Here is a 25,805-nt window from a genome sequence, read left to right as displayed (position 1 = left end):
TTTAGTGTGCTTTGGTCATGGATAAGTTGATATCACGGGGGCATAAGACAAATGCTCCAAAAAACTTAATCAAATACAATAAATCAAGTTGACGCTATGAAACAAGAGACCGCCCTTGCGATTTTAAAGACAGGGCAAAATGTTTTTTTGACAGGTCAAGCAGGTGCAGGAAAAACCTATGTACTCAATCAGTACATTGAATATTTGCGAGTGCGACAAATCCCTGTCGCAGTCACAGCCAGCACTGGTATCGCATCAACGCACATGAATGGTATGACAGTTCATGCATGGTCGGGCATTGGTATCCAAAATGAGTTTGAGAAAGTCAATCTTCAAAGGCTTGCCGCCCGTGATGAATATCTTGAACGCATCAAAAACACCAAGGTACTCATCATCGATGAAATCTCAATGCTTCACAGTAAGCAAGTTGATACCATCAATCAAGTTTTAAAGTATTTTCGAAAAAATGAGATGCCTTTTGGGGGCGTTCAGGTAATTTTTTCAGGTGATTTTTTTCAGCTGCCACCAATTGGCGATAAGGGTGAAACATCAAAAGAAAAATACGCCTTTATGTCGCAGGCTTGGTGTGAGTGTAAATTTCAAATCTGTTATCTCACCGAGCAGCATCGCCAAACAGGCACTGATGAAAAACAGCGTTTTGGCTTATCTTTGAATGATATTTTAAATCAAATCCGTCGCCAATCGGTGACACAGCAGGCGATTAATATCCTGACATCCACCCAAAATCATACCATTGACTTGAACCGCACCAGACTTTATACGCATAATACTGATGTGGATGTCATCAATCAAACACAGCTCAATGAATTGACTGCCAAGACCATAACTTATCGTGCCGCTAAAATGGGTGAAAAACCCTTGCAAGAATCACTGTCAAAGAGTGTGCGTGCCCCCGATGAGCTGACGGTTGCAATTGGTGCTAAGGTCATGTTTGTCAAAAATTTGCCCCTTTTGGGTGTGTATAATGGCACGATGGGCGAAGTGGTTGGCTTTATTGGCGTATCAGGTAAAGCCTATAAAGCTACTGATGCTGACATCTCTGAAACCGCCTATCCCTTGATTCGGCTCAATACTGGTGGAGAGGTTGCTGCAGAGCCTGAAGAGTGGACAGTGGAGGATAAGGATGGCACTGTATTGGCAAGTTATACCCAAGTGCCTTTATGTTTGGCTTGGGCGATCACAGTGCATAAGTCCCAAGGCATGACTCTAGACGCTGCCGAAATTGATTTATCTAAGACCTTTGAGATGGGGCAAGGCTATGTTGCACTTTCTCGCTTACGGTCATTAGATGGGCTAAAACTGCTGGGTTTTAATATCAAAAGTTTATTGCTGGATGAATGGGTGCAACGCATTGATCAGCGATTTATTGAGCTGTCTTTTGAGCATGCCAAAGCGTTTGAATTGTTTGATGAATCGATGCTTGCCAAAATTTATGATGCCTTTATTCATGCGTGTGGTGGTACAACCAATCCTGAGGTCATCACCGCCAACCAAAAATATCGAGCACTTAAAAAACAAGGCGTGCTTGGTCAAAAAACAAAAGCACAAAATCAAACCAAAGCAGGACAAACTCTTAGCAATGGGCTAACCAGTACCATTCATGCAACTTATGAATTCATTCAGCAAAAGATGGATTTAGAAGAGATTGCTGCTAAGCGTAGTTTGGCTGTTTCAACCATCATCAATCATGTGGCAAGTATTGGTAAAATGATGGGTGCTGATGCCATCGAAGATTATCGTCCAACTGATGAAGTAATCACCGATATTAAAGATACGATACGTCATTTGGAGGCTCAAGGCGAATTTGCCGATGGGTTTAAAATTAAGCCTATTTACGATGAACTTCGTGAAAAGTATAGCTATAATGAAATACGCTTGGCTTTGGCGTATATTGATACCTCAAAGATGGACGCTGATCGTGATACCAAATAACCCACATCATCGAGCAAATGTACCAAAATTACGCTTGGCCATCAATGGTTTTGGTCGCATTGGGCGTAATATACTTCGAGCTTATCTGCAACAGTTAAGTACTTTTGGTCATATTGAAATTGTCGCCATTAATGATATTGCCGATAACCAAATGCTTTTGCATTTATTAAAATTTGACAGCACGCATGGGCGTTTTGATCAAGGTGATCATAATGCAGCACAGGTTTCATTAACGACCAATCAAGATAACTCATATTTGACGATCACAAAAGGCGAGTTATTACATCAGATTCTTTTGCTAAGCTGTGATGAGCCAAAGTATTTGCCTTGGGCAGATCTGAATGTCGATGTTGTGCTGGAGTGCACAGGTCAATTTCGTTCCTATGCCGATGCCAATCGCCATCGCACAGCGGGCGCAAAGCAAGTGATTATTGGTGCAGCACCATTTGATCGTGTTGATGCCAGTATTGTCATTGGGGTCAATGATCACAAGCTTCATGCTGATTTGCCAATTATCTCAGGGGTGTCTTGTACGACACAAGCTTTAGTACCTCTATTATCTGTACTTGATGATAAATTTGGTATCCAAAGTGCTATGATGACTGAGATCCATGCCGTAACAGCAGACCAAAGCGTATTAGACCAAGCACACCGTGATTTTCGCCGTGCCCGTGCCAGTGGTCATAATATCATTCCCACAACATCCAGTAGCATTAATGCCACCGAACGAGTGTTACCTCTGATGCGTGGTAAAATTAATGGGCATTCCATCCGAGTTCCAACAATTAATGTTGCTGCGATTGATTTGACTGTCAAATTTAACAAAACAGTGAGCTTAGATCAGATTAAAGATGCATTGATGACAGCCAGTCAAAACCAGCTTTTGGGCATCATGGATTATTGTGATGAACCTTTGGTATCTAGTGATTTTATTGGTAATAGCCATTCCTTGATTATCGATGGACAGCAGTTGATGATGGCAGGTGAGCTTGCTAAGATTTATGCTTGGTATGATAATGAATGGGGTTATGCCAACCGTTTGCTTGATATGTGTCAAAAGCTGGCAGACTTAAGGTAGCGTTATAGATATTTTTATCCTCTTTTTGTGCAAGCAATTATTATAAAATCATTGTATCACCATAAGAAGATACTATCGTCAGATGCCCAAATGATGATAAATCATGACTAATGAAAATTTATCATGATTTATCATCAATAATAACGCAATTTTGATATACTAAGCACACCCAAAATAACATAAGGAAACACCATGACCATTCAGCCCACTGATGCACAGCGCCGTATCATCTATCAAGCTCGCCGTGGTCTCAAAGAATTGGATTTTTATATTGATTATTATGTCAAATCGCATTATTTGAGTGCAGACGCAGATGAGCAGCAGGCATTTGAGACATTGTTAAGTTATGAAGATCCAGATTTATTGGTGTTTTTTTTGGGTCAAGAAACGCCATCAGAGGCAGGTGTTGCTGCTTTGATTGACAAGATGAAATCACTTCGTCATACTGGCACTGTCTAGCCTGATTAAATAGTCAGTCAGATTTTGGGCGTCTATTCTCAATATCCTTTGGTGTTAGATGCTGCCTTTGTGCCAACACGCACAGGGTGGTATCTGTGGATGAGTACCATAGTTTTGGTTCTACTCATCTGTTTGGCTGTCGGCTTGTCATGGTGGCAATGGGTAAGTTTGGGTGTATGTACAGGCGTATTGATTGGTTTTTATGCTTATCATCAAAGATCAGGCATCCGTCAGATGAGTAGCCGTCAGATTGATGGCGTTTGGCTGTTGTCTTTTCCTATCCGTTCAAAACAAGCGGCAACCACTCAAGATGACCCAAAAGATACACATGTGATCCATCAAGCTTATTTACATGATATCCGCTTGGTTGATTTGGGATTGAGTTTGGTTGTGGTGATAAATTTTTATGCCATCAGCCCAAGAAGGCAGCCGTTAAGCGTTATTATCTTTGCCGATCAGACCGATTCACACAATTTTTCTAAATTATCTGCACTGGCAAGACTTTACCAAAAATAGCACAAATGTTTACAAAAACACTGTTCCGTGATGTACTGGATTTTGTTAAGATGACGCCATCATCATTGAGATTTGTTATAAGTTATCAAGTGATGAAAATTTTAACTTGCATCTTGCATCTTGCATGATGTTATCATCAAATAGTTATCATACAGATTTAGGATAGGGGAAATGATATGAGCTTATTACAAAGCATTGTTACAGAAGTCTTAAAAAATACCGTACAGTCGCCACCTAAAGCTCAGCAAGTACCACCAAACCCCCAGCAAGGCGGCTTGGGTGGTTTATTAAGCGGTTTAACAGGTGATCAATCCAATGCCACCAGTGCAAGCTTAGGCGGTCTATTGGGCAGTGTCATTGGTACACAAATGGGCAAGCAAACACAAGGCTCACCGCTTGATGCTGTGTTGGGCAGTTTATTGGGCAACAATCAACAAAATACCAGTGCTGGCGATTTGGGCAATGTGCTTGGTGCGGTTTTGGGTCGTGGTAATGTCAAATCGGCTGGCATGAATAAAAGTACACTGTTGCTTGCTTTGTTGCCAATTGTATTGACATTTATCCAAAAAAATGGCGGTCTGTCAGGCGTACTTAGCAAATTTTCTAACAACGGCTTACAAAATAAGGTACAGTCTTGGGTGAATGTCGATACCAATAATGATGGCATTGATGCCGATGATATTGCAAGATTATTTGATCATCAAGATATTGAAAATATTTGCCAAAAAACAGGCGCTAGCCGATTGGAAGTTTACCAAGGTATCGCAGAGCTTTTGCCGAAAGTGATGGATGATTTGACACCTCAAGGTGATCTATCAAAAGAAAAAGAGGCTAATGATGAGATTGCTGAGTTATTGGCAAATCTGAAAAGCTGCTCAGTAGTTTAATGCAGTCAAAAAAACAGGTTTTAAAACCTGTTTTTTTGGGCTTATTGGTTGGATTTTATCAAAAGAAGCGTTTGACGAGATCCGTATTTTATTCAAAATCGCCGTATCTTACGGATTAATCTAGTTGTGATGAGAAATTATGGCAAATTTAGCGTTATTTGATTTGGATATGACACTGATTAATGTGGACAGCGACCACAGTTGGGGGCAATATATTGTCAAAAAAGGCTTGGTAGACCCCCAAGCTTATGCCGATGCCAATGATAAATTTTATCAAGATTATATTGCAGGCACGCTGGATGCGGTGGCATATAATGAATTTGTGGCGGCATTTTTAAGCACTCAAAGCATGACAGATTTGCATACTTATCGAGATGAGTATCTAAAGACATGGATACGCCCAAATATGCGTCCAAAGGCGATTGAACAAATTGCCTATCACCGTACCCAAGGCGATACAGTCGTGGTGATTAGTGCGACCAATGATTTTGTGGTTGTACCCATTGCTAAGTTATTTGAGGTGGATGATGAGCATACTTTGGCAACTCGCCTAGAGGTGGTGGATGATGTTTATACAGGTAAAGTGGCAGATAAGCCCAACTTTAAAGATGGTAAACTTTATCATCTAAAAAATCTTATTAATCACTTTGAATCGCAAGGCATCAAATTTGATAAGCTCATCGCCTATTCTGACTCAAAAAATGATATTCCACTGTTAAGCCATGCCGATGAAGCAATCTGCGTCACACCTGATGATACCCTAAGAGCGTATGCCAAAGAACAAGGGTGGCAAGTGGTAGATTGGGCAATGTGATTGATATTGACATTAAAACACAAACACGCCATTAAGCCATAAATCAAAACACCAGATGGGCTTTTGGCATGGTAAAATTAGATAAGATTTGGTATAATTTTTTGTTTAAAATTTCGGCAATCCTACCGAATTGTTTTCACGGGAGAAATCATGGAAATTGCACAGTATCAAGAACAAATCAAAGATTTGCACGCTCGTGGGCAAGAGCTTCGGGGGTATCTTTGACATTGAGAGCAAAAAAGAACGCCTAGAAGAGGTTAATTTAGAACTAGAAAACCCCGACATTTGGAACAATCCTGACCTTGCCACCAAAATCAGCAAGGAAAAATCAGTGCTAGATGGTATCGTGGGCGTGATAGATGGCTTATCCGCCAAACTCGATGATGCTGCCGCCATGTTAGAGCTTGCCGTAGAAGATGATGATGAGAGCCTGCTTAGTGATGTGCAAGCGGAGCTGGATGATGCCCTAAACAGCGTAGAAGAGTTGGAGTTTAGGCGGATGTTTAGCGGTGAGATGGATGCCAATAATTGCTATTTGGACATACAATCAGGCTCAGGCGGTACAGAAGCACAGGACTGGGCCCAGATGCTCTTGCGGATGTATTTGCGTTGGTGTGAATCGCACGGCTTTAAGGCGGAGGTGTTGGAGGTTTCCGAGGGGGGCGTGGCAGGCATCAAATCAGCAACCATTATGGTTAAAGGTGATTATGCTTTTGGCTGGCTTCGCACTGAGATTGGTGTGCATCGCTTGGTGCGTAAGTCGCCTTTTGACAGTAATAACGGTCGCCATACCTCGTTTGCAGCGGTGTTTGTCTCGCCTGAGATTGATGATAATATTGACATTGACATCAACCCTGCCGATTTGCGTATTGATACTTATCGTTCAAGCGGGGCAGGCGGTCAGCATGTCAATACGACCGATTCGGCAGTACGCATTACCCATCAACCAACAGGTGTGGTTGTTGCTTGTCAAAATGAACGCTCTCAACATGCCAACAAAGATACTGCCATGAAAATGCTCAGAGCCAAACTCTATGAACTTGAAATGCAAAAACGCATGGAAAAACAGCAAGCACTTGAAGAGAGCAAATCCGACATCGGTTGGGGCAGTCAAATTCGCTCTTATGTGCTTGATGATTCACGCATTAAGGATTTGCGAACAGGGGTTGAAACTTCCAATACAACAGCGGTATTAAATGGGGATTTGGATAAGTTTATTGAAGCCAGTCTTAAAGCAGGGTTATGACTTAATCTGATGTATGAACTAAAATATCGTCCTTATGGGCGATATTTTTATAGGCAATATTTTTTGGTTCATAGATTGGTATTTTAACTTAATTTCAAAGTTGGTGGTGTAAAAAAACTGGTGATTAAAACATGCTTAAATCTTGAATAATCATGGCAAATATTACCCAAGCTATTTATTTTATTTGTGGTTAGTGCTAAAATCTTGATAGCTTTTGCTATAAACAATTGTACACATCTATAAGGAGACAGTATGTCTATTGACCGTATTCGCCACGCAGGTTTGCGTGAAAAAGTGATGAGTGCCGACAAAGCCGCTCAGTTCATCCAAAATGGTATGATGCTTGCCATCACAGGCTTTACAGGGGCAGGCTACCCAAAAGCCCTACCAACTGCCATCGCTAATAAAGCCAAGGACGCTCATGGCAAAGGTGAAAAGTTTAGCGTTGGTATGGTAACAGGGGCATCCACCGCTCCTGAATGTGATGGCGTGCTTGCCGAGGCAAAAGCGTTGCATTTTCGTTCACCATTTCAGTCTGACCCAATACTTCGTAATGGCATTAATGCAGGTGAGATTGCCTATCAAGACATGCACTTATCGCATGTTGAACAGCAGATGCGTCAAGGCTTTTATGGTAAATTTGACATTGCCATCGTTGAGGCGGCTGCCATTACCGAAAATGGTGAGCTGATTTTTGCGATGGGCATCGGTCATGGCGTAGAAGCGATTAAAAACGCCGATAAAATCATCATTGAGATTAATGACGCTCTAAGTGCAGGCTTAGAGGGCATGCATGACATCTATGATGAGGTGGGTTTGCCGCCACACCGTAAGCCCATTCCCATCGTTGGGGCATTTGACCGTATTGGTACAGCAGGGCTTGCCATTGACCCTGATAAAGTGCTTGCCATTGTATTAACGAGTGCTGGCGACCGTAATTCTAAATTTGCCGAGCCTGACGATGTGTCTAAGCGTATTGCAGCTCAGGTGATTGATTTTCTTGACCATGAGGTTAAGGCGGGTCGCTTGCCTAAGAGCCTGCTGCCACTTCAATCAGGCGTGGGTAATGTTGCCAATGCCGTCATGGCAGGTCTTTTGGATGCACCATTTGATGATTTGGAGGGTTATACCGAAGTACTTCAAGATGGCATGCTTGATTTGATTTTGGCCAAAAAAATGAAAACCGCTTCTGCCACCGCCTTGTCATTTAGTCCAGATGCACTGGCACGCTTTAACGAAAATATTGAGTTTTTAAAAGACAAAATCATCCTTCGCCCCATGGAGATTAGCAACAATCCAGAGATTATCCGCCGTTTGGGGGTGATTGGCATGAATTCTATGATTGAGGCGGACATTTATGGTAATATCAACTCAACTCACATCATGGGTACTCGCATGATGAATGGCATTGGTGGCTCTGGCGACTTTACTCGTAATGGCTTTTTTAGCATTTATGTCAGCCCATCTACCGCCAAAGGTGGGGCAATCTCAGCGATTGTACCGATGGTCAGCCATCATGACCACACCGAACACGATGTGATGTTTATCGTAACCGAACAAGGCATGGCAGATTTGCGTGGTAAATCGCCAAAACAGCGTGCTAAGGTGATCATTGACAACTGTTCACACCCTGATTATCGTGACATGCTTCGTGATTATTATGACCGTGCATTTGTGGCAAGCCAAAAAACAGGTGGTGTACATACGCCGCATCTGTTGCTAGAAGCATTGTCATGGCATCAACGCTTTGTTGAGACAGGCGACATGCGTATTAAGTAATTGATAGATCTTACAAAAACCGTTCAATCAAAACCGATTGGACGGTTTTTATTTGGATAAATGCGTATACCGCCATACCAAAATAAAAACCAAAATTGATGCCAAGGATTTTGCAAGTCTGCTTTGATGACTGATGAGTCAAAAGGGAGGTTTGCATTACAAGAGGGCATTGGCTATTTTATTTAGGAGAATTTTGTATATCGGTTTTAATTGCTCATATCATGATGCTGTTACCAAGCCATGCTTTGATCAAGCTTATCAGCTGGAATTGGTCAAGTTTCATACAGTCTATTTGAGCAGTTTTATTATAAAGGAATGAATAATGCAGTATGTTGCTCCTATCCGTGATATCCAGTTTGTGATGCATGAGCTTTTGGACAGTCAATCACACTACAGTAAACTGTCTGCTTATGCAGAGCTTGATACAGATACAATCAATAGCTATCTTGAGGCGGCAGCTGATTTTGCACAGTCCGTGATTGCCCCTTTGAATCGTACGGGCGATATCGAAGGCTGCCAATTTAATCATGGTGTTGTTACGACACCGACTGGCTTTAAGGAGGCATACGCACAATACTGCGAGCTTGGTTTTCCTGCGATCAATGCTGAGCCTGAGTTTGGTGGCTTGGGCTTACCAGTATCATTATCAAGTGCGGTCAGTGAGATGATGGGGACTGCCAACTGGTCATTTGCGATGTATCCAGGGCTATCACATGGTGCAATTCAAATCATTGAACATCATGGCACAGAGGTTCAAAAAGCCACTTATCTTGAAAAGATGAATACAGGGGCTTGGTCAGGCACTATGTGTTTGACCGAATCGCATGCAGGCTCTGACCTTGGTATCATCAAAACACGAGCCACGCCCAATGAAGACGGCAGCTATGCCATTACTGGCACCAAAATATTCATCACGGGTGGCGAGCATGATTTGACCGAAAATATCATTCATCTTGTGCTTGCCAAGACACCAAACGCACCAGCTGGCTCAAAGGGCATGTCGTTGTTTGTTGTACCCAAATTTTTGGTGAATAGTGATGGCTCACTGGGCGAGCGTAACGGTGTGCAAGCAGGCTCAATGCAATCATGGCATTTGATAATGAATTTTTTGCTTAAGCTTGGTTGTATTAAGTTATGTTAAGCATAAAATTAACCCAAATTTGAGTTAATTTAATTTAACGCATTCAATCACACCAAAAAAGGACGAAAGATTATTTTTGTCCTTTTTTGGCGATGAATGAATAGATAGCCTACCGCAGTATTTGGTAAATACACATAAATATGATACAGTAGCGATTATTTTTCACCAGTATTTTTATCCAAATGATTGCAAAGACCCAATTGACGGTAATCATGAGCAACGATTTTATCATCATGCTTATTTGAACTAAAATCAAATTTTGGGTTAATCAAAAGACAGCCAATCATCACTGTCCAATTGGTTACAATCTGATGTTATTGATGGGCAAAATCATCCAGCGGAGTTTCATTGTGCTAGAAAATGACATGTCAAATCTTGAACAAATATTACAGCGTATCGTTATGCTACAAGAGCTGCCAGAACCTGAAGCCTTAAAACGCTTGATCGATGCTTTGCGTGTTACTGACGAAGATGAAGATAATGAAATTGTGGATGCCAAATTTGATGAGCTGATTGCACTTTTGCGTGAGCATCCTGAGTATGGTTCAGGATTGGCGGCCTTTATTTTACGGTTAATTAATAAATATCGTCAAATTACTTTATATACAGATACAGGCATTGCATCCGATCAAAGTTTTTCAAGTAGTGTCTCACGCTTAATCAGCCACCGTTTTTTGCCATTACTGCCCGAAGAGGATTCGGTGGTTGAGCTTGCTAATTATCTTTTTGATAGGAATAATGATTGGAAGTGGGTAGAATCCATCTCGGATGAACGATGGGATGCTTTGGTGCCGTTGATTCGTCCTGATGAACAGGATCTAAGTTTGGTGGCTCAAGCCAAAAACAGCATTCTAAATGCCATCGTGGTATTGTCATATCGCATCAGCGGCATTGGCCTACATCCTGAGCTGATGAATTTTTATCCTGAGCTGCTGAATTATTCGGCGGCATTTGTGGCACAAAATCAAGAAGCGGTGTTATTTGTCAATCAATATCGCCAAGCTCATGAACTGGATTTGATGACAGATGTCATCCCTGATCAAGACATCGACCCTGCCCCTTTGATGGTGATGGTGGAGCAATGTGAAGATATTGTCGATACACTCAGAAAGCGAGTATATAAAACAGGTATTTCAATTCGTCTGACAAATATGTTAGCACGCCTTGAGCAAAGTTTACAGCGTATGCGGACTTTGGTTGAGCTTGTGAGTGATGCAGAGCATAAGCGTGATCAAGCGATTGCGGATTTGACCATTGAAGTGGTGCAGACTGCTAAAACTCGCTACAGTTTTAGCTCATTGATTGAGTCAAACACCCGCCTTTTATCACGCAAAGTAACCGAAAATGCAGGGCGTGTTGGTGAGCATTATATTAGTACCGATAGAACTGGCTACCGTAAAATGTATAAAAAAGCAGCCATTGGCGGCTTATTTATCGGCTTTATGGCGACATTAAAGATGCTGTCTTACCATGTGGTATTAGCACCAATTGGACGCGCTTTTGTTAATAGTATGATTTATGGCTTGGGCTTTGTTTTTATCCACATTGCCAAAGGCACTGTTGCAACCAAGCAGCCAGCAATGACAGCAGCAGCAATCGCATCAACCATCTCTGGCTCATCAGGCAAAAAAACTCAGCAGCTGGCAAAATTAGCTGAATTGGTTGTTGATATTTTACGCACACAGTTTATCGCCATTTTGGGTAATATTTCAGTGGCGATGCCAGTGGCTTTATTGATTGCACTGGCATGGGGGTATTTTTATGATACGCCGATGATTGATGGCGCTCAAGCTGCTCATTTATTGCATGACTTAGACCCAATTCGTTCTTTGGCATTACCACATGCGGCAATTGCTGGGGTGTTTTTATTTGTCTCAGGATTGGTTGCAGGCTATTATGATAATTTGGCTGCTTATAATAAAATTGGTGAACGCATACGCAAGCATTGGGTTTTGATGCGTGTGATGCCAAAGCGGTGGCTGGATAAGATGAGTAGTTTTGTAGAAGCCAACCTTGGTGCGATCATGGGTAACTTTATTTTTGGCTGTTTTTTGGGCAGTACAGCAACGGTTGGCTATATGCTTGGGTTACCTTTGGATATCCGTCATATTGCTTTTGCTTCTGCCAACTTTGTGCATGGGCTATATTATCTATCGCCTGAGCATTTGACTTGGCAGGTGGCAATATTGTCTTTTGTGGGCATGTTGCTGATTGGTATGATGAACCTTTTGGTCAGCTTTTCGCTTGCGTTGATGGTGGCATTACGCTCAAAAGAGGTGAAATTCACAGAATGGAAACAGCTTTACAAACTGGTTACCAATCATTTTATCACACGCCCCTTAGATTTTGTCTGGCCGCGTAAACAAACTGTCAAATATGCCAAGATTAATAGCTTGGGTGAGATTATTTTTGAGGAAGCGACGGACGAAAAAGCCAATCACATTTTTGCTGATTCAATTGTCCGCCGCTTAGGACGCAATAAACCCAAAGACGCATCAAAGGGTGAAGTGCCCGATGATATCCGAGAAGCGATCGAAGCGTATCATAATGATGAATTGGATGAGTCAGGTAATCTGGTGGATAAATCATCTGACGACTATAACGATAATGGCATCAATTCTTTACCAAAACCCTCAACGCCGCCTAATTTACCAGGTTGATTATAACGCTTTTAATTTTACTGTCTTTACCTTTGGGTATGTGATAGTCGTGTTAAAAACTTTGCTTTTGGCAAAGTTTTTGCTTGTACAAGATAATCAAACTTACCTGCTGATTTAAGGGGTTGAATCAAATAAAAACCTGCTAATGACACCAGCAGGTTTGGTTTGCAATTTAGGTTAACCGTTTTTAAATTAATCATTTTCCAAAAATGAGCGTAAATGTTCAGAGCGAGAAGGGTGGCGTAATTTACGCAATGCTTTGGCTTCGATTTGGCGGATACGCTCACGGGTAACATCAAATTGCTTACCAACTTCTTCAAGCGTATGGTCGCTTGGCATATCAATACCAAATCGCATTTTTAGAACTTTAGCTTCTCGTTCGGTCAAATTATCAAGCACCTCACGAGTCGCTTCACGCAAGCCTTCTGCCGTTGCGTTTTCAATTGGGCTTGAGATGGTATTATCCTCAATAAAATCACCCAAGTGGCTATCTTCATCATCACCGATTGGTGTTTCCATAGAGATGGGTTCTTTGGCAATTTTTAGGACTTTACGCACTTTGGCTTCGTCCATATCCAAACGCTCACCCAGCTCCTCTGGGGTTGGTTCACGCCCCATTTCTTGGAGTAGCTGGCGAGATACTCGGTTGATTTTGTTAATCGTTTCAATCATATGCACAGGAATGCGGATTGTGCGTGCTTGGTCAGCGATCGAGCGGGTGATGGCTTGGCGAATCCACCAAGTTGCATAGGTTGAGAATTTATAGCCACGGCGATATTCAAATTTGTCCACCGCTTTCATAAGACCAATATTACCTTCTTGAATCAAATCAAGGAATTGTAAGCCACGGTTGGTGTATTTTTTGGCGATAGAAATCACCAAGCGCAAGTTAGCCTCCACCATATCTTTTTTGGCACGACGAGCCTTAGCCTCACCGATGGCCATTTGGCGAGCGACTGCCTTCATATCACGGATGTCCATTTGAAGTGCCTGTTCGTGTGCTAAGAGTTTTTGCTGTAAGGCAACCACTTCAGGCTCAATTTTGGCTAAAGTTTCGGCAAAAGCAGGACCGCTTTTGATGCGATGAGACAGCCATTCGAGATTAGTTTCGTTGCTTGGGAAGGTTTTTTTGAACTCATCCATAGGCATTTTACCATGGCGAATCACAAGTTTCATGATGCGGCGTTCATTACTTCGCACATCTTCATAAACTTCACGCATCAAACTCATGACTTGATCCGACAAGCGATTATTGAGTTTAATGAGCATGAAATGATTGGCCAGCTCATCATAAGCGACTTTAACCGCTTCACTACCACGCCCATGCTTAGCCAAGGCTTCTTGGGCTACATCATACAAACGCTGAATCTCCTCAAAACGGACACGCACCTCTTCAGGGTCTAGGCTTGAATCATCGGTATCATCAAGTTCAGTACCATCAGACTCACCATCTTCTTCAGCATCATCTTTATCGGTGGTTTTGGGTGATCCAAGATCCAGCTCAATTTCTTCTTCGTTTAAAATAAAATCGCCATCATCGCCATTTAAAAACCCAGAGACAATGTCGGAAATCTTTTTTTCACCAAGAAGCACTTGCTGATATTCATCAAGCACAAATTTTACTGTGCCAGGCCAATACGCCATGATATATTGAACCTCACGAGTGCCTTCCTCGATGCGTTTGGCAATGCCAATTTCGCCTTCACGGGTCAGCAAATCCACCGTACCCATCTCACGCATATACATACGCACAGGGTCGGTAGTGCGTCCAGGCTCAGTTTCAACAGAGGCTAGTACTGCTGCTGCTTCATCGGTTGCGATGTCATCATCGCTACCAGTGTCTGATAATAAAATATCATCATCATCTGGTGCTACCTCAAAGACTTGAATGCCCACATCGGTCAACATCTGAATGATGTCTTCAATTTGATCGCTTTCGGTGACAGACTCTGGCAGTTGGTCATTCACTTCAGCATAGGTGAGATAGCCTTGCTCCTTGCCTAGGCGAATCAGTGCACCTAACTGTGATGAAGAAGTGTCGTGATCTTCGTTAATATGATTATGTTCACGCATGTGTATTTTGTCTCTTGGTGGGCATCAAAACATTTCATTATACTGGCTTTTTGGGTATCTTTCAACTTAGTGAAAGTCTCGGTAAGGATTTTATTAAAAATATAAATTTATGAATTTATAAAAATATTCTAATGATAAAACCTTATTTTTTATTCGTTAACTTTTCTTTGAAAGCCTAAAAGCTTATGCCTATATTGGGGTTTGAAGCTGATTTTAAAAGAGTGATATAAAAAATAATGCCAAAGCAAGTCGATAATTGTCACAGAGATGATTATCACCGATTTAACAAATTTAATATTATTGATAAAATTAGTATCATTGGTAAAAATAGTGAACATATCGGTCAGTTGCTTGACCTTGAACCAAGTCGGTGTTTTAATGTAATATCGCAAAATACCCACTGGCATTTGATGCTTATATTAAAGGAATAAATATGACGCTTAAATTAGGCAATAAAAGATTTTGGCTTGCCATGATCGCAACGGCCGCCATCGTGGTGGGTTTTCGTGAATTGGCATTGGTGGTATGTACTTGGCTTGGGATACCAACGGCGGCAAATATTGTCGGCTTGGTGAGCTTATTTATTGTGTTGGTGGGTGTGCGTATGTCGGTAGGGCTGCCAGCATGGCTATCAAGCTCAGCAAGTACCTTACTGGTTGATAGCGGTTTTGCTTTTTTACCAGTCTCAGCAGGTGCAGGGATTTTGCTGTTTGGGCTTGGCGAGGATTTGCTGTCAGTCTCGGCGACCATTATAATCAGCACTCTGATACCACTTTGGGCATTTGCCAAATTATCCGCTCTGTGGCTTGGCAGTAGCGACACCAAAAATCACAGAGGTGGATTATGATGCTTGACACTACCACGATTTTGATTGCTTTTATCATTACTTTGATTGCACATATTGGGGCCAAATATGTCCTTCGTTATTTAAATAAGTTTATCAAAGGCGTGCCTATGATCATCGTTGCTATCATATTGACGCCGATTTTATTATTCGTCATTGGGCTTGATTATCATACTTATTACGCACATGCCAGACCTGTTTTTGATCGCTTGCTTGGTTATAGTACAGTACTGTTAGCGGTGCCATTAGCGGGCATGGATTTTAAAGGTTTGCCAGTCAAAAAACTGGGCGTGGTGGTGATATTGGCAAGTATCGTTGGGGCGATTTTACCGATGTCTTTGGGTTATCTATTGACGCTAAATATGGATACCATTTTGGCATTTGCCACGCGTTCTGTGACGACGCCTGTGGGGTTGTCGGTCGCACAAATTATTGACGCGCCTTTAGTGATGGCAAATTTGATCATCATCGTTTCTGGTATTTTGGGTGCAGGCGTGTGCCGAATTTTATTCAAAAATATTCAGGATGAACGCGCCCAAGGCTTGGCGTTGGGGCTGGTAGCACATGCTATCGGTACAGTAGAAGCGTGGATGATCAGTCCGACAGCGGGGCGTTATGCAGCGTTTGGCCTAGCAATTAATGGTTTAGTGACCGCCATGTGGCTGCCTGTGGCGGTGCTTTGGTGGTTGTCTTAACATGACAATGATTTAAAATGGGCTTTTTATCTATCACAATTATTTATCATAAAAATTAATAAATAAAAAGCACTTATATTACCTAACAATAAGCAAAACTCTTGAAAGTTTAGAAAAATTGTTAGGTTTGCGTGTTTCTAAAGTGCAGCATTTTGTATTTATCAGCGTTTCATCATGGTATTTATTAATTTTATGATATAATGTGCCAAATTTTTTACCGAAACGATGAATAAACAACGATATGCAAACTTCAAAAACCCATGTAAATGCCCTAACTTTAGCGACATTTGGCATGCTTAGCGGTAGTGCATTTGCCCAAAACTCTATCTCGGTTTATATTGCACCTCAAGGTTCTGCCCATGCGACTGTGGCATCAGCTTATACTTCATCAAGCAGCCAAAACGCTGTAGAGCCTGGTTTTTTGACTAAGCTGCAAACCGATACCATCAATTCACAAAAATTCACCAAATTAAGTAACGAGTCTCAAACGGTTGGCCGTTTGTATCATTATAATGAGCCTACGACCAATTTTTCTGCAAATTTTGTTGCAAACAGTTATGCAAGCTACTCAGGTGATTATTCTGAGCGTAGTACATACGACCATCTCATTCGAGAATCTGCGGCAAGACATGGCGTAGATCCCGCCTTAATTAAGGCGGTCATCCATACCGAATCAAGCTTTAACCCCAATGTGCGTTCACGCATGGGCGCCATGGGTCTTATGCAGCTGATGCCAGGTACGGCTCGTGATATGGGTGTATATAATGCATGGGATCCTGCCCAAAACATCGAAGGCGGTACCAAGTATTTGGCGTATTTACAACACCAATTTAGCAATCCAAATCATGTGATTGCCGCTTATAATGCAGGCCCTGGTAATGTCAAAAAATATGGCGGTATTCCTCCATTTCGTGAAACCAAAAATTATGTGATTAAGGTAAATGACCGCTACAACAACATTTATCGTATGGATGCGGCATTGTATCAAGGCTATGATGCGAATCGTACCATGCTTGCGATGAATAGCACGCCAGTAGCTCAGGTAAAGACAACAACAACTTCCTACGCTCAGCCAATCACACAAAGGGCACCAAGCAATCCTGTGATTAATCGTGACGCATCTGCACATATTTATTTTTCAAACAATGAATAATCAGATCTTTATCTAGGCTGAATTAAAATGACTTAAACCCAAAAAATTGTTAGCTTTTTGTGTCTATATCGGCAAAAACTTCCACTCATCAAAGTTTTTGCCTTTTATTTTGCGTATTTGTCATTATAATAAGTAAGACTTTAGGTAGTTATATTTTTGATTTATAAAAGGAAATTCACAGATGATGCGAATTGGTTTATTCTTATTAACCAACTTAGCCGTATTGATTGTCTTTAGTATCGTATTTATGGTACTCTCACAAGTCTTTGGTCTGGGCAATGTCCATGGTTCAGGCGGGCTAAACTATGTCAGCTTGGCGGTGATGTGTTTGTTATACGGTATGATTGGCTCAGTCATTTCGTTGTTTTTGTCCAAGTGGATGGCTAAAAAATCAACAGGTACCGTGGTGATTGATACCCCAAAAAATGGTACAGAGCAATGGTTGGTGGATATGGTTGCCCGTCAAGCGCGTGAAGTTGGCATTGGTATGCCTGAGGTGGGTATTTTTGATAATGCCCAGCCCAACGCATTTGCGACTGGCTGGAATAAAAATAAGGCATTAGTTGCAGTATCGACAGGGCTGATCCATACGATGACACCTGATGAAGTCGAAGCGGTGCTTGCACACGAAATTGGCCATGTTGCCAATGGTGATATGGTGACTTTGGCACTGATTCAAGGTGTGGTCAATGCCTTTGTGATGTTCTTTGCGCGTATCATTGGTAATTTTGTGGATCGTGCGATCTTTAAAAATGAAAGCAGCTCACCTGGCATTGCCTATTTTGTCACCAGCATGGTGATGGATATTTTGCTTGGGATTTTGGCATCTGCGATTGTCATGTGGTTTTCTAGATTGCGTGAATATCGTGCTGATGAAATGGGTGCACGTTTGGCTGGTCGTGATAAGATGATCAGTGCACTCAATGCCTTGCGTCCTGCTGAGGCACGCCCAGATCAGATGCCTGAAGCAATGAAAGCATTTGCGATTGCAAGTGGTCAATCTCAAGGTTTTAGCATTGCCAGCTTATTTCGCTCACACCCCACTTTAGATGATCGTATCGCTTCATTGCAAAAATTTCATGGTTAATCTTTACTAGCTATTTTATCATCAAAAAAAGACTGCTTGATTGAGCAGTCTTTTTTTGATTATAAACAAAAGGGATTAAGCTGATCGTCTGACTTATCATCATGTTGCTTAAGCACTTCTTCAAATGGCTCAAGTGCAGGCTCTAAGCTTGCAGCTTCGTTTGGTGGTAGCACTTGTTTGGGATTGAGTGCATATTGACCAAGGAGCTGAGTCAGCTTAGCAGGCGACAGCTGTACGCTTAGGATTTGATGGCCCAATTCATCAAAGCTTTCTGACTCAATGACGCCAAGCTCGTGCAAGGTATTTTTTAGGGCGCCTGCATGGTGAGGTAAGGTCAGCGTATAATGGTTTAGCTGTCCTGATAAAAGTTCTTGGACTGCTAACATCAGCTGGTTTATGCCCAAATTTTCTTTGGCAGACACATAGACCCGATGTGGCACGCCATGGTCTTGATAATGTATTTTGGCAGGTTCACCACTTTTGTCAATTTTATTAAATACCAATAAAATCGGCGCATCTGCCTGTATTTGCTCAAGCACATCATTGACCGCCTCGATTTGAGCGTGCATATCCTCGCTGGCGGCATCAATCACATGCAGCAACAAATCCGCCTCAAGCGTCTCCTCTAGTGTCGCATGAAAGCTTTCTACCAGCTCATGTGGCAAATGGCGTACAAATCCTACCGTATCTGCCAGTACCACATTACCGACACCTGGCCATTTGACACGCCGTAGTGTTGGGTCAAGGGTCGCAAAAAGTTGATCGGCAGCATAGATATTATCGTCAGTTAAGCGGTTAAATAGCGTTGATTTGCCTGCATTGGTATAGCCGACCAATGATATGGTTGGAATGTCTGATTTTTGGCGTTTAGCACGACCTTGTTTACGGGTTTGTTTGACCTTATCAAGCTTGGCTTTGAGCTGTGTCACCCGAATCTGGAGCAATCGGCGATCCGTTTCTAACTGAGTTTCACCAGGACCACGCAGGCCAATACCACCTTTTTGGCGTTCTAGATGCGTCCAGCCACGCACAAGGCGTGTGGCAAGGTGATTGAGCTGTGCAAGCTCAACTTGTAACTTACCTTCATGCGTGCGTGCACGCTGTGCAAAGATATCCAAAATCAGCCCCGTGCGGTCAAGCACACGGCATTTGATCAATGATTCTAAGTTTCGCTCCTGACTTGGCGTGAGTGTGTGATTAAAAATCACAATAACATCATCTGTATTATCGTCATTGGTATCACGAAAACGCTTGACTGCTTCAGCGATTTCTTCGGCTTTGCCTGTACCAACAAAGTATTTGGCATGTGGCTTACTGCGACTGCCTGTGATGATTTCTATTTCGTTTGCACCTGCTGAATGTACTAACAAGCGAAATTCTTCTAGGTCATCAGGATCGGTGATTTGATGAATGTCTAAGTGAACCAAAATGGCATTTTCTCCGCCTTCGTGTCTGTCAAAATATTGCAATACGAATCCTTAAAATTAATATGTAAAATGCTTTAATGGGGATTACCTACCCAAAAAATCAAGTTATGGTATGATAAGGTATTTGAAAGCTTGAGTGTATTTTATGTCTTATTCTATGACCAAATCCATTCGCCACCGTAATAAAGTCATGACTTTTGATGTGCCAAAGGTGATGGGCGTACTTAATATGACACCAGATTCATTTTCAGATGGGGGGCGTTTTAACCATTTGGATGCTGCTTTGGTTCACGCCGAGCAGATGATCGCCTATGGTGTTGATATCATTGATATTGGTGGAGAATCCACACGCCCCTATGCCCCAAAGGTTAGTACTGATGAAGAGCTTGAGCGTGTGATACCCATCATCGCCGCTATTCGTGAAAATTTTGGTGAAGATTTGTGGCTGTCTGTGGATACCAGTGACCCTGCGGTGATGCTTCAGGCAATTGGTGCAGGTGCCGACATTGTCAATGATGTGCGTGGTCTAAGCCGAGAGGGCGCTTGTGATATGGTGGCTGATCTTGAGTGTCCTGTGGTCATCATGCACAGCCGTGGTACGCCTGATACCATGACTCAGACGATGAATGAGTTGACAAGTTATAACGATGTGCTTGCTGATGTCATCACTGAGCTTCAAATAAGAATTGATAAGGCGATGGACGCAGGCATTAGGCAAGAAAAAATTATCATTGATATTGGTATGGGATTTTCAAAAAATTATGAACATCACATTCAAATTATGCAAAATTTACAGCAAATCATTCAGCATTTTCAGATGCCTATGTTGTTTGGTGTATCCCGCAAGCGATTTTTGGGTGAGGTTTTAACCAATAGCGAACTTGAATATCTTAAAAATCATCAACCGATTGAGAGAGATAATTTGGGGACGCTTGCACATTTTATCGCACTACAGCAAGGCGTGCATATTGTGCGTGTACATGATGTTAAGCCGATGGCACAAGCCGTGCGACTGTGGCAGGCGTTATACGGCTAATTAAGTGGTGAGTGGTTAAGTTCGGCCAAAAGTGTCAATGCACTCAAGGCGACCACGGGCGCAGTTTCTGTACGAAGCACACGCTCGCCAATCCGCCATGGCACAAAACCATGATGAATCGCCAAATCAATCTCTCTTGGGCTTAAGCCGCCTTCGGCACCGATCAACAGGCTGATATTTTTTGGTACAAGTTTGTTAAAAGTAGGGTTATTTTCACTAAGTGCAAGTACCAGTTTCAGTTCATCTTGACAATTGGCCACCCATTCATCAAGTAAGATGGGTGCGATAATGTTTGGAATGATATTCATACCGCACTGCTCACAAGCAGCGACGGCAACACTTTGCCAATGTGTGAGTTTCTTAAAATCTCTGTCGTATTTGAGGTGGGCTTGGCAACGGTCGCTGGTCAATAGATGAATACAATGAACGCCCATTTCGGTGGCTTTTTGTATGGCATAATCCATACGATCACCACGGCTCATCACCAAGCCGATACTGGCACGAAACGGCGGTGTACGGTTGATGGGGTGATAGGCGTCAATCTTGACGCTGGCAGATTTTTTATGAATATGTGTCAGCGTTACTGTGTACTCACCGCCCATCCCATCAAATAAAAAGGCACAATCACCAACCGAAGCGCGCAGCACCTTGCACCAATGATGTGTGACATGATCAGGCAGGGCGATGATTTGTCCAATCAGGTTGGTGGTGAGCGGTGTATCAACAAAAAATCTTGGCATATTTGACCGGTTAAATGACTTAAATTAAACCCAAATCAGCGACCAATGTCGTATTGGGCTTGGTGTGAGTGATATGATTAATATAAGGCAGGCATGCTTTTTGCCAAGCAATCAGTAAATATACCTAGCGATCAGAATGATAAAAAACTGTGCTATGCGGTATTCTCAAAGATGTCTAAATCTTACTATTATAGCAAGATTTAATCAATTTGAATAAAATTATCGCAGCTTTTTGAATGATTTGGCGTCATTTTAAGTAAAAAAAATGGCACAAGCCTAAACTGTGCCATTTTTTATATTAATTAATAATTAAGGTTGGGCAGGCTTAATGAGTGGCAATAACGCCCCGTAGCCTTGTTTTTCCATGTCCGCTTTGGGGATGAATTTTAATGCATCGCCATTGATGCAGTAACGCAGTCCGCCCCGTGCCTTTGGACCATCAGGGAACACATGCCCCAAATGTGAATTGGCAATGCGTGAGCGTACCTCGGTGCGTATCATATTATAGCTTGTGTCGGTATGCTCGCTGATGACTTGTGGATCAATCGGCTTGGTAAAGCTTGGCCAGCCACAGCCTGAGTTGTATTTATCGGTAGATAAAAACAGTGGCTCACCGCTGACAATGTCTACATACAGCCCATCATCAAACAGATGGTCGTAGGCATGGCTAAATGCCCGCTCCGTGCCTGCGTTTTGGGTGATATCATATTGAGCCTTGGTTAAGCTTTGTTTTAAATTATCTTTAGTAAAAGCTTGGTAGCGTCTTGGGTCAAGGGCCTCTTGAACGGTGCTTGCCTTTGGTAGGGTGGGAGCTTTACTCGTGATTTTATCATTGGCAAGACTTAGATCCACATGACAGTAGCCATTTGGGTTTTTGGTGAGATAATCTTGGTGATACTCTTCAGCAGGGGAAAAATGCCTTAGAGGTAGATTTTCGACGACAATGGGTGCTTTATATTTTTGTTGTAATTCATTTAAAGCATTCTCAATAATCGCTTTGTCGCTTGGATCGGTATAATAAACGCCTGTGCGATACTGTATGCCACGGTCATGACCTTGTTTATTGACGCTGGTTGGGTCAACAATCCTAAAATAATATTGTAATAGAGTGTCCAAATCCACCTTATCGGCATCATAAACCACTTTGACGGTCTCGGCGTGTCCTGAGCCTGCAATGACTTGCTCATAGCTTGGATTGGCGATTGTTTCATTGCCATTGGCATAACCACTGACAGCATCTACCACGCCATCGATACGCTCAAAGTAAGCTTCTACACCCCAAAAACAGCCGCCCGCCAGATGGATGGTTTTGGTATTTAAAGGCTGGCCTTGATCGTTATAATATACACCATCTTTATTTTTAGTGGGCATGGCGGTCTGACCACCTTGGGTTTTAAGCTGGTCTAGCTCTTGTGGATTTTTTGCCAAATAAGACACTTGCTCAAAGCTAAGATTGCCTTTATTAAGATACACAAGTTGCCCATTTTTGTCCAAGATTGCCCAGCTGGGGTAGACCTGTACACCAAGTTCTTTAATGAGTTGGCCGCTACTGTCAATGAGCACGGGCAGATTTGGATAATCTGCTTGTAGCACTTGATACCAGTCGGTAAAATCTTGGGTATTTTTTTCGTTTAAGTGAGTGGGGCTGGCAACGGTAATGATGTTAAAGCCTGCCAAATTAGGGTCATCACGCCAATCATGCGTTTCTTGTAAGGTGGCTAAACACAAAGGGCACCAGCTTGCCCAAAACTTCACCAAAGTTGGCTTATTTGGGTCAATGACGCTTTTGCCTGTGTCGCCCAAACCTTGGGTAAGCTGGGGCAGGGCGGATAATTGTGCCAAGGTGTTGCTAGGTAACATATTTTGGTGCGTTATGGATGGTGTATGAATTTTGCTGGGTTTACCGCAAGCAGAGAGCATAGTTAGGCTAGCAAATATACCAAAACTGATGGCAAAGATATGTGATCGTAAGCGTGGCTTTGTCATAAAAGCTCCTTGTTGGATTGTTGATTGATAAGACGCTTTTGATGTGATGAACCTTAAAATCAGTCATCAAAGCTGATTTTATCATCTTGTGATTTGGATGTCATTACTTAAATGATACGACTATGCCAATTATATCATAGATTATTGGGGCTTTTGGTGAGATGTGGGTGATTTGGTCTTAATCTGTCAAGGTAATTATGAGTAAACATATCCTGATGACATAACAAAAGCGGTAATAGATTTACCGCTTTTGTCTGATGAATTTATCATATAATACTGATTAATACTTATAATCTTCTGCTTTAAACGGGCCATCTATCGGCACACCGATGTAGTCCGCTTGGGTTTGGGTGAGCTTGGTGATGACCCCATTAAATCCTGCCACCATGGCGGCAGCGACTTCTTCATCAAGCTTTTTAGGCAGGACTTTGACATACAGGCTGTCTGCTTTTTTGTCCACTGGCAAATTGGCAAATTTTTGTTGATACAGATACATCTGTGCTAGCACTTGATTGGCAAAAGAGCCGTCCATTACCCTAGAGGGATGCCCTGTGGCATTGCCCAAATTTACCAACCGACCTTCAGACAACACCAGCAAATAATCACGCTCATCATCAGAGCGGTAGACTTGATGCACTTGTGGTTTGACTTCAACCCATCGCCAGTTATCACGCATAAAGTTGGTGTCAATCTCGGTATCAAAGTGTCCGATATTACAGACCACCGCCCCAGATTTCAGGGCGGTTAACATGTCGCTGTTGCAGACATGATAATTGCCTGTGGTGGTCACGATAAGGTCGGTGTCTTGTAAGAGCGTAGTGTTCACGCCTTGACTTGGCTCACCATTGATAAAAGGCGAAACCAATTCATAACCGTCCATACACGCTTGCATGGCACAGATGGGGTCAATTTCGCTGACTCGCACAATCATGCCTTCTTGACGCAGGCTTTGGGCTGAGCCTTTGCCCACATCACCATAGCCGATGACTAAGGCACGGCGACCAGCCAGTAGCATGTCGGTGGCACGCTTGATGGCATCGTTCAGACTGTGGCGACAGCCGTATTTGTTGTCGTTTTTGGATTTGGTGATGGCATCATTGACATTGATGGCAGGGACTTTGAGTGTGCCTTTATTCAGCATGTCCAGCAGACGATGCACGCCTGTGGTGGTCTCTTCACTGATGCCATGAATGCCCTTGAGCATCTGTGGATAGTCATTGTGGATAAGGGCAGTCAAATCGCCACCATCATCTAAGATGAGGTTGGCATCCCAAAGTTTGCCCTGATTTTGAGAGCCACTGCCATCATGAATTTGTTGGCGTAAACACCACTCGTATTCTTCTTCGGTTTCCCCTTTCCATGCAAACACAGGGATACCAGCGGCCGCCATGGCAGCGGCGGCGTGGTCTTGGGTGCTAAAAATATTGCATGATGTCCAGCGGACTTGGGCACCCAAGGCAACCAAAGTCTCAATCAGCACCGCTGTTTGAATGGTCATGTGGATACAGCCTAGGATTTTAGCGCCCTTAAGTGGTTGCTGGTCTTGATAGCGTTTTCTTAACCCCATCAGGGCTGGCATCTCAGCTTCTGCCAAGGCAATCTCACGGCGACCATAATCGGCTAAACGGATATCAGCGACTTTATAATCGGTGAAGTTTTGGGTGGTACTTGGATTGATTGAGGTAGGCATATCTTTATTCCTAAGCTATTTTAAAGTATTTTTAACAATAATTTTGATTAATTTGAGATAATTGATGCTAAAAGGTTGAATGACCAAACCATCGCTAACAATCAATAAAAGACATTTTAAGCATAAAAAGCAAATGTGTCTTGATGGCTTATTATAACAGTTATTATGATAAATTTGGGTAGAAAGTTAAATGGATCGTTGGGTAAGTTTGTTGGCTATCCTTAATTAATTATAATTTTTTAACAATGCTTTTACTTTATTTTAAAAATAGAGTAAAAAATGGTTGGCTTTGGGTTTTTATCTCACTATGGTAGATAAAATTGATACAAAATGGTTTGTATTATCACTTGTATTTGTATTATAATTTTACTTATTTTTACAAACTATACACTAAAATCAAAAATTAATCACTTTGGTTGGGTGGTTTTAGCAAGCAAATGGTTATTTTGGTAAACAATTAAGTTCTTAAAAACGATACACGCTCATAAACAGATGGTTTTTGGCATCTTCAATTTGATGCCTGCCTTGTGATTGGTTGGGG

At 42.3% G+C, this 25,805-nt stretch carries 19 protein-coding genes and 1 pseudogene; 15 read left to right on the top strand and 5 right to left on the bottom strand.

Annotated elements, in window-relative coordinates; genetic code table 11:
- Window positions 1-78: 78 nt before the first annotated feature.
- The 10 genes and pseudogenes from HMPREF2573_RS04510 to HMPREF2573_RS04465 all read left to right on the top strand — a co-directional run bounded on the left by HMPREF2573_RS04510 (window position 79) and on the right by HMPREF2573_RS04465 (window position 12,533).
- Window positions 79-1,953 carry a helix-turn-helix domain-containing protein gene (locus HMPREF2573_RS04510; protein WP_255360635.1) on the top strand — a complete coding sequence of 625 codons (1,875 nt, stop codon included), beginning with the start codon at window positions 79-81 and terminating at the stop codon, window positions 1,951-1,953.
- A complete protein-coding gene (locus HMPREF2573_RS04505; RefSeq protein ID WP_003656687.1) occupies window positions 1,940-3,031 on the top strand; it encodes a type I glyceraldehyde-3-phosphate dehydrogenase in 1,092 nt (363 codons plus the stop codon). Before HMPREF2573_RS04510 ends, HMPREF2573_RS04505 begins: the two co-directional genes overlap by 14 nt.
- Before the next feature lie 192 nt (window positions 3,032-3,223).
- A complete protein-coding gene (locus tag HMPREF2573_RS04500) occupies window positions 3,224-3,490 on the top strand; it encodes an FAD assembly factor SdhE (protein WP_003656686.1) in 267 nt (88 codons plus the stop codon).
- Between the two features lie 99 nt (window positions 3,491-3,589).
- Complete coding sequence (locus HMPREF2573_RS04495; RefSeq protein ID WP_003656685.1) at window positions 3,590-4,006, top strand: hypothetical protein; 417 nt, start codon at window positions 3,590-3,592, stop codon at window positions 4,004-4,006.
- 176 nt (window positions 4,007-4,182) lie between these two features.
- A complete protein-coding gene (locus tag HMPREF2573_RS04490; protein WP_070472709.1) occupies window positions 4,183-4,893 on the top strand; it encodes a YidB family protein in 711 nt (236 codons plus the stop codon).
- Between the two features lie 139 nt (window positions 4,894-5,032).
- Window positions 5,033-5,707, top strand: a complete 675-nt coding sequence (locus HMPREF2573_RS04485; protein ID WP_003665161.1) for an HAD family hydrolase — start codon at window positions 5,033-5,035, stop codon at window positions 5,705-5,707.
- Window positions 5,708-5,857: 150 nt separating this feature from the next.
- Window positions 5,858-6,953 (top strand): peptide chain release factor 2 gene (gene prfB / locus HMPREF2573_RS04480; RefSeq protein WP_100185532.1). Its coding sequence is split into 2 segments (ribosomal slippage): window positions 5,858-5,929 and window positions 5,931-6,953, totalling 1,095 coding nucleotides; the frame shifts between segments, so codons are not numbered across the junction.
- A gap of 252 nt (window positions 6,954-7,205) precedes the next feature.
- On the top strand, window positions 7,206-8,732 hold the full coding sequence (locus HMPREF2573_RS04475) for an acetyl-CoA hydrolase/transferase family protein (protein WP_003669095.1): 1,527 nt from the start codon (window positions 7,206-7,208) through the stop codon (window positions 8,730-8,732).
- Between the two features lie 319 nt (window positions 8,733-9,051).
- Window positions 9,052-9,816: pseudogene (locus tag HMPREF2573_RS04470) on the top strand (acyl-CoA dehydrogenase family protein); the annotation flags it as partial.
- Window positions 9,817-10,184: 368 nt separating this feature from the next.
- Window positions 10,185-12,533, top strand: a complete 2,349-nt coding sequence (locus HMPREF2573_RS04465; RefSeq protein ID WP_013107824.1) for a site-specific recombinase — start codon at window positions 10,185-10,187, stop codon at window positions 12,531-12,533.
- A 192-nt stretch (window positions 12,534-12,725) separates the two neighbouring features.
- Here the strand turns inward: HMPREF2573_RS04465 and rpoD are convergent, their stop codons facing one another.
- The gene (gene rpoD, locus HMPREF2573_RS04460; RefSeq protein WP_070472706.1) at window positions 12,726-14,606 is read right to left on the bottom strand and encodes an RNA polymerase sigma factor RpoD; all 1,881 of its coding nucleotides are present in this window, start codon (window positions 14,604-14,606) and stop codon (window positions 12,726-12,728) included.
- A gap of 433 nt (window positions 14,607-15,039) precedes the next feature.
- On the opposite strand from rpoD, the gene HMPREF2573_RS04450 reads away from it, so the two are divergent.
- The 4 genes from HMPREF2573_RS04450 to htpX all read left to right on the top strand — a co-directional run bounded on the left by HMPREF2573_RS04450 (window position 15,040) and on the right by htpX (window position 18,385).
- Entirely contained in the window at window positions 15,040-15,453 is a 414-nt protein-coding gene (locus tag HMPREF2573_RS04450; protein WP_003656669.1) for a hypothetical protein, read from the top strand.
- Entirely contained in the window at window positions 15,453-16,145 is a 693-nt protein-coding gene (locus HMPREF2573_RS04445; RefSeq protein ID WP_003656668.1) for an LrgB family protein, read from the top strand. The genes HMPREF2573_RS04450 and HMPREF2573_RS04445 overlap by 1 nt, the downstream gene beginning before the upstream one ends.
- A gap of 241 nt (window positions 16,146-16,386) precedes the next feature.
- Window positions 16,387-17,298: a lytic transglycosylase domain-containing protein gene (locus HMPREF2573_RS04440; RefSeq protein WP_003656667.1), complete on the top strand. Its 912-nt coding sequence runs from the start codon at window positions 16,387-16,389 to the stop codon at window positions 17,296-17,298.
- Between the two features lie 181 nt (window positions 17,299-17,479).
- Entirely contained in the window at window positions 17,480-18,385 is a 906-nt protein-coding gene (gene htpX, locus HMPREF2573_RS04435) for a protease HtpX (RefSeq protein ID WP_003659420.1), read from the top strand.
- A gap of 59 nt (window positions 18,386-18,444) precedes the next feature.
- On the opposite strand, the gene hflX is transcribed toward htpX, so the two are convergent.
- The gene (gene hflX / locus HMPREF2573_RS04430) at window positions 18,445-19,854 is read right to left on the bottom strand and encodes a ribosome rescue GTPase HflX (protein WP_003659422.1); all 1,410 of its coding nucleotides are present in this window, start codon (window positions 19,852-19,854) and stop codon (window positions 18,445-18,447) included.
- 103 nt (window positions 19,855-19,957) lie between these two features.
- Here hflX and folP point away from each other — a divergent pair, with 103 nt between their 5' ends.
- The gene (gene folP, locus HMPREF2573_RS04425; RefSeq protein ID WP_070472703.1) at window positions 19,958-20,848 is read left to right on the top strand and encodes a dihydropteroate synthase; all 891 of its coding nucleotides are present in this window, start codon (window positions 19,958-19,960) and stop codon (window positions 20,846-20,848) included.
- Here the strand turns inward: folP and HMPREF2573_RS04420 are convergent.
- From HMPREF2573_RS04420 to ahcY, 3 genes are all read right to left on the bottom strand, one after another.
- On the bottom strand, window positions 20,845-21,588 hold the full coding sequence (locus tag HMPREF2573_RS04420) for a 16S rRNA (uracil(1498)-N(3))-methyltransferase (RefSeq protein ID WP_003667647.1): 744 nt from the start codon (window positions 21,586-21,588) through the stop codon (window positions 20,845-20,847). The two genes, folP and HMPREF2573_RS04420, sit on opposite strands and share 4 nt — an antisense overlap.
- 309 nt (window positions 21,589-21,897) lie before the next feature.
- A complete protein-coding gene (gene msrAB / locus HMPREF2573_RS04415) occupies window positions 21,898-23,574 on the bottom strand; it encodes a bifunctional peptide-methionine (S)-S-oxide reductase MsrA/peptide-methionine (R)-S-oxide reductase MsrB (RefSeq protein ID WP_003665181.1) in 1,677 nt (558 codons plus the stop codon).
- Between the two features lie 280 nt (window positions 23,575-23,854).
- The gene (ahcY, locus tag HMPREF2573_RS04410; RefSeq protein ID WP_003664389.1) at window positions 23,855-25,264 is read right to left on the bottom strand and encodes an adenosylhomocysteinase; all 1,410 of its coding nucleotides are present in this window, start codon (window positions 25,262-25,264) and stop codon (window positions 23,855-23,857) included.
- Between the last annotated feature and the right edge of the window lie 541 nt (window positions 25,265-25,805).

It is taken from the genome of Moraxella sp. HMSC061H09, assembly GCF_001809255.1.
In the GTDB taxonomy this organism is placed as follows: domain Bacteria; phylum Pseudomonadota; class Gammaproteobacteria; order Pseudomonadales; family Moraxellaceae; genus Moraxella; species Moraxella catarrhalis.
Note: the sequence above shows the minus strand (reverse complement) of the source record. Positions and strands in the feature narration are given on the sequence as shown.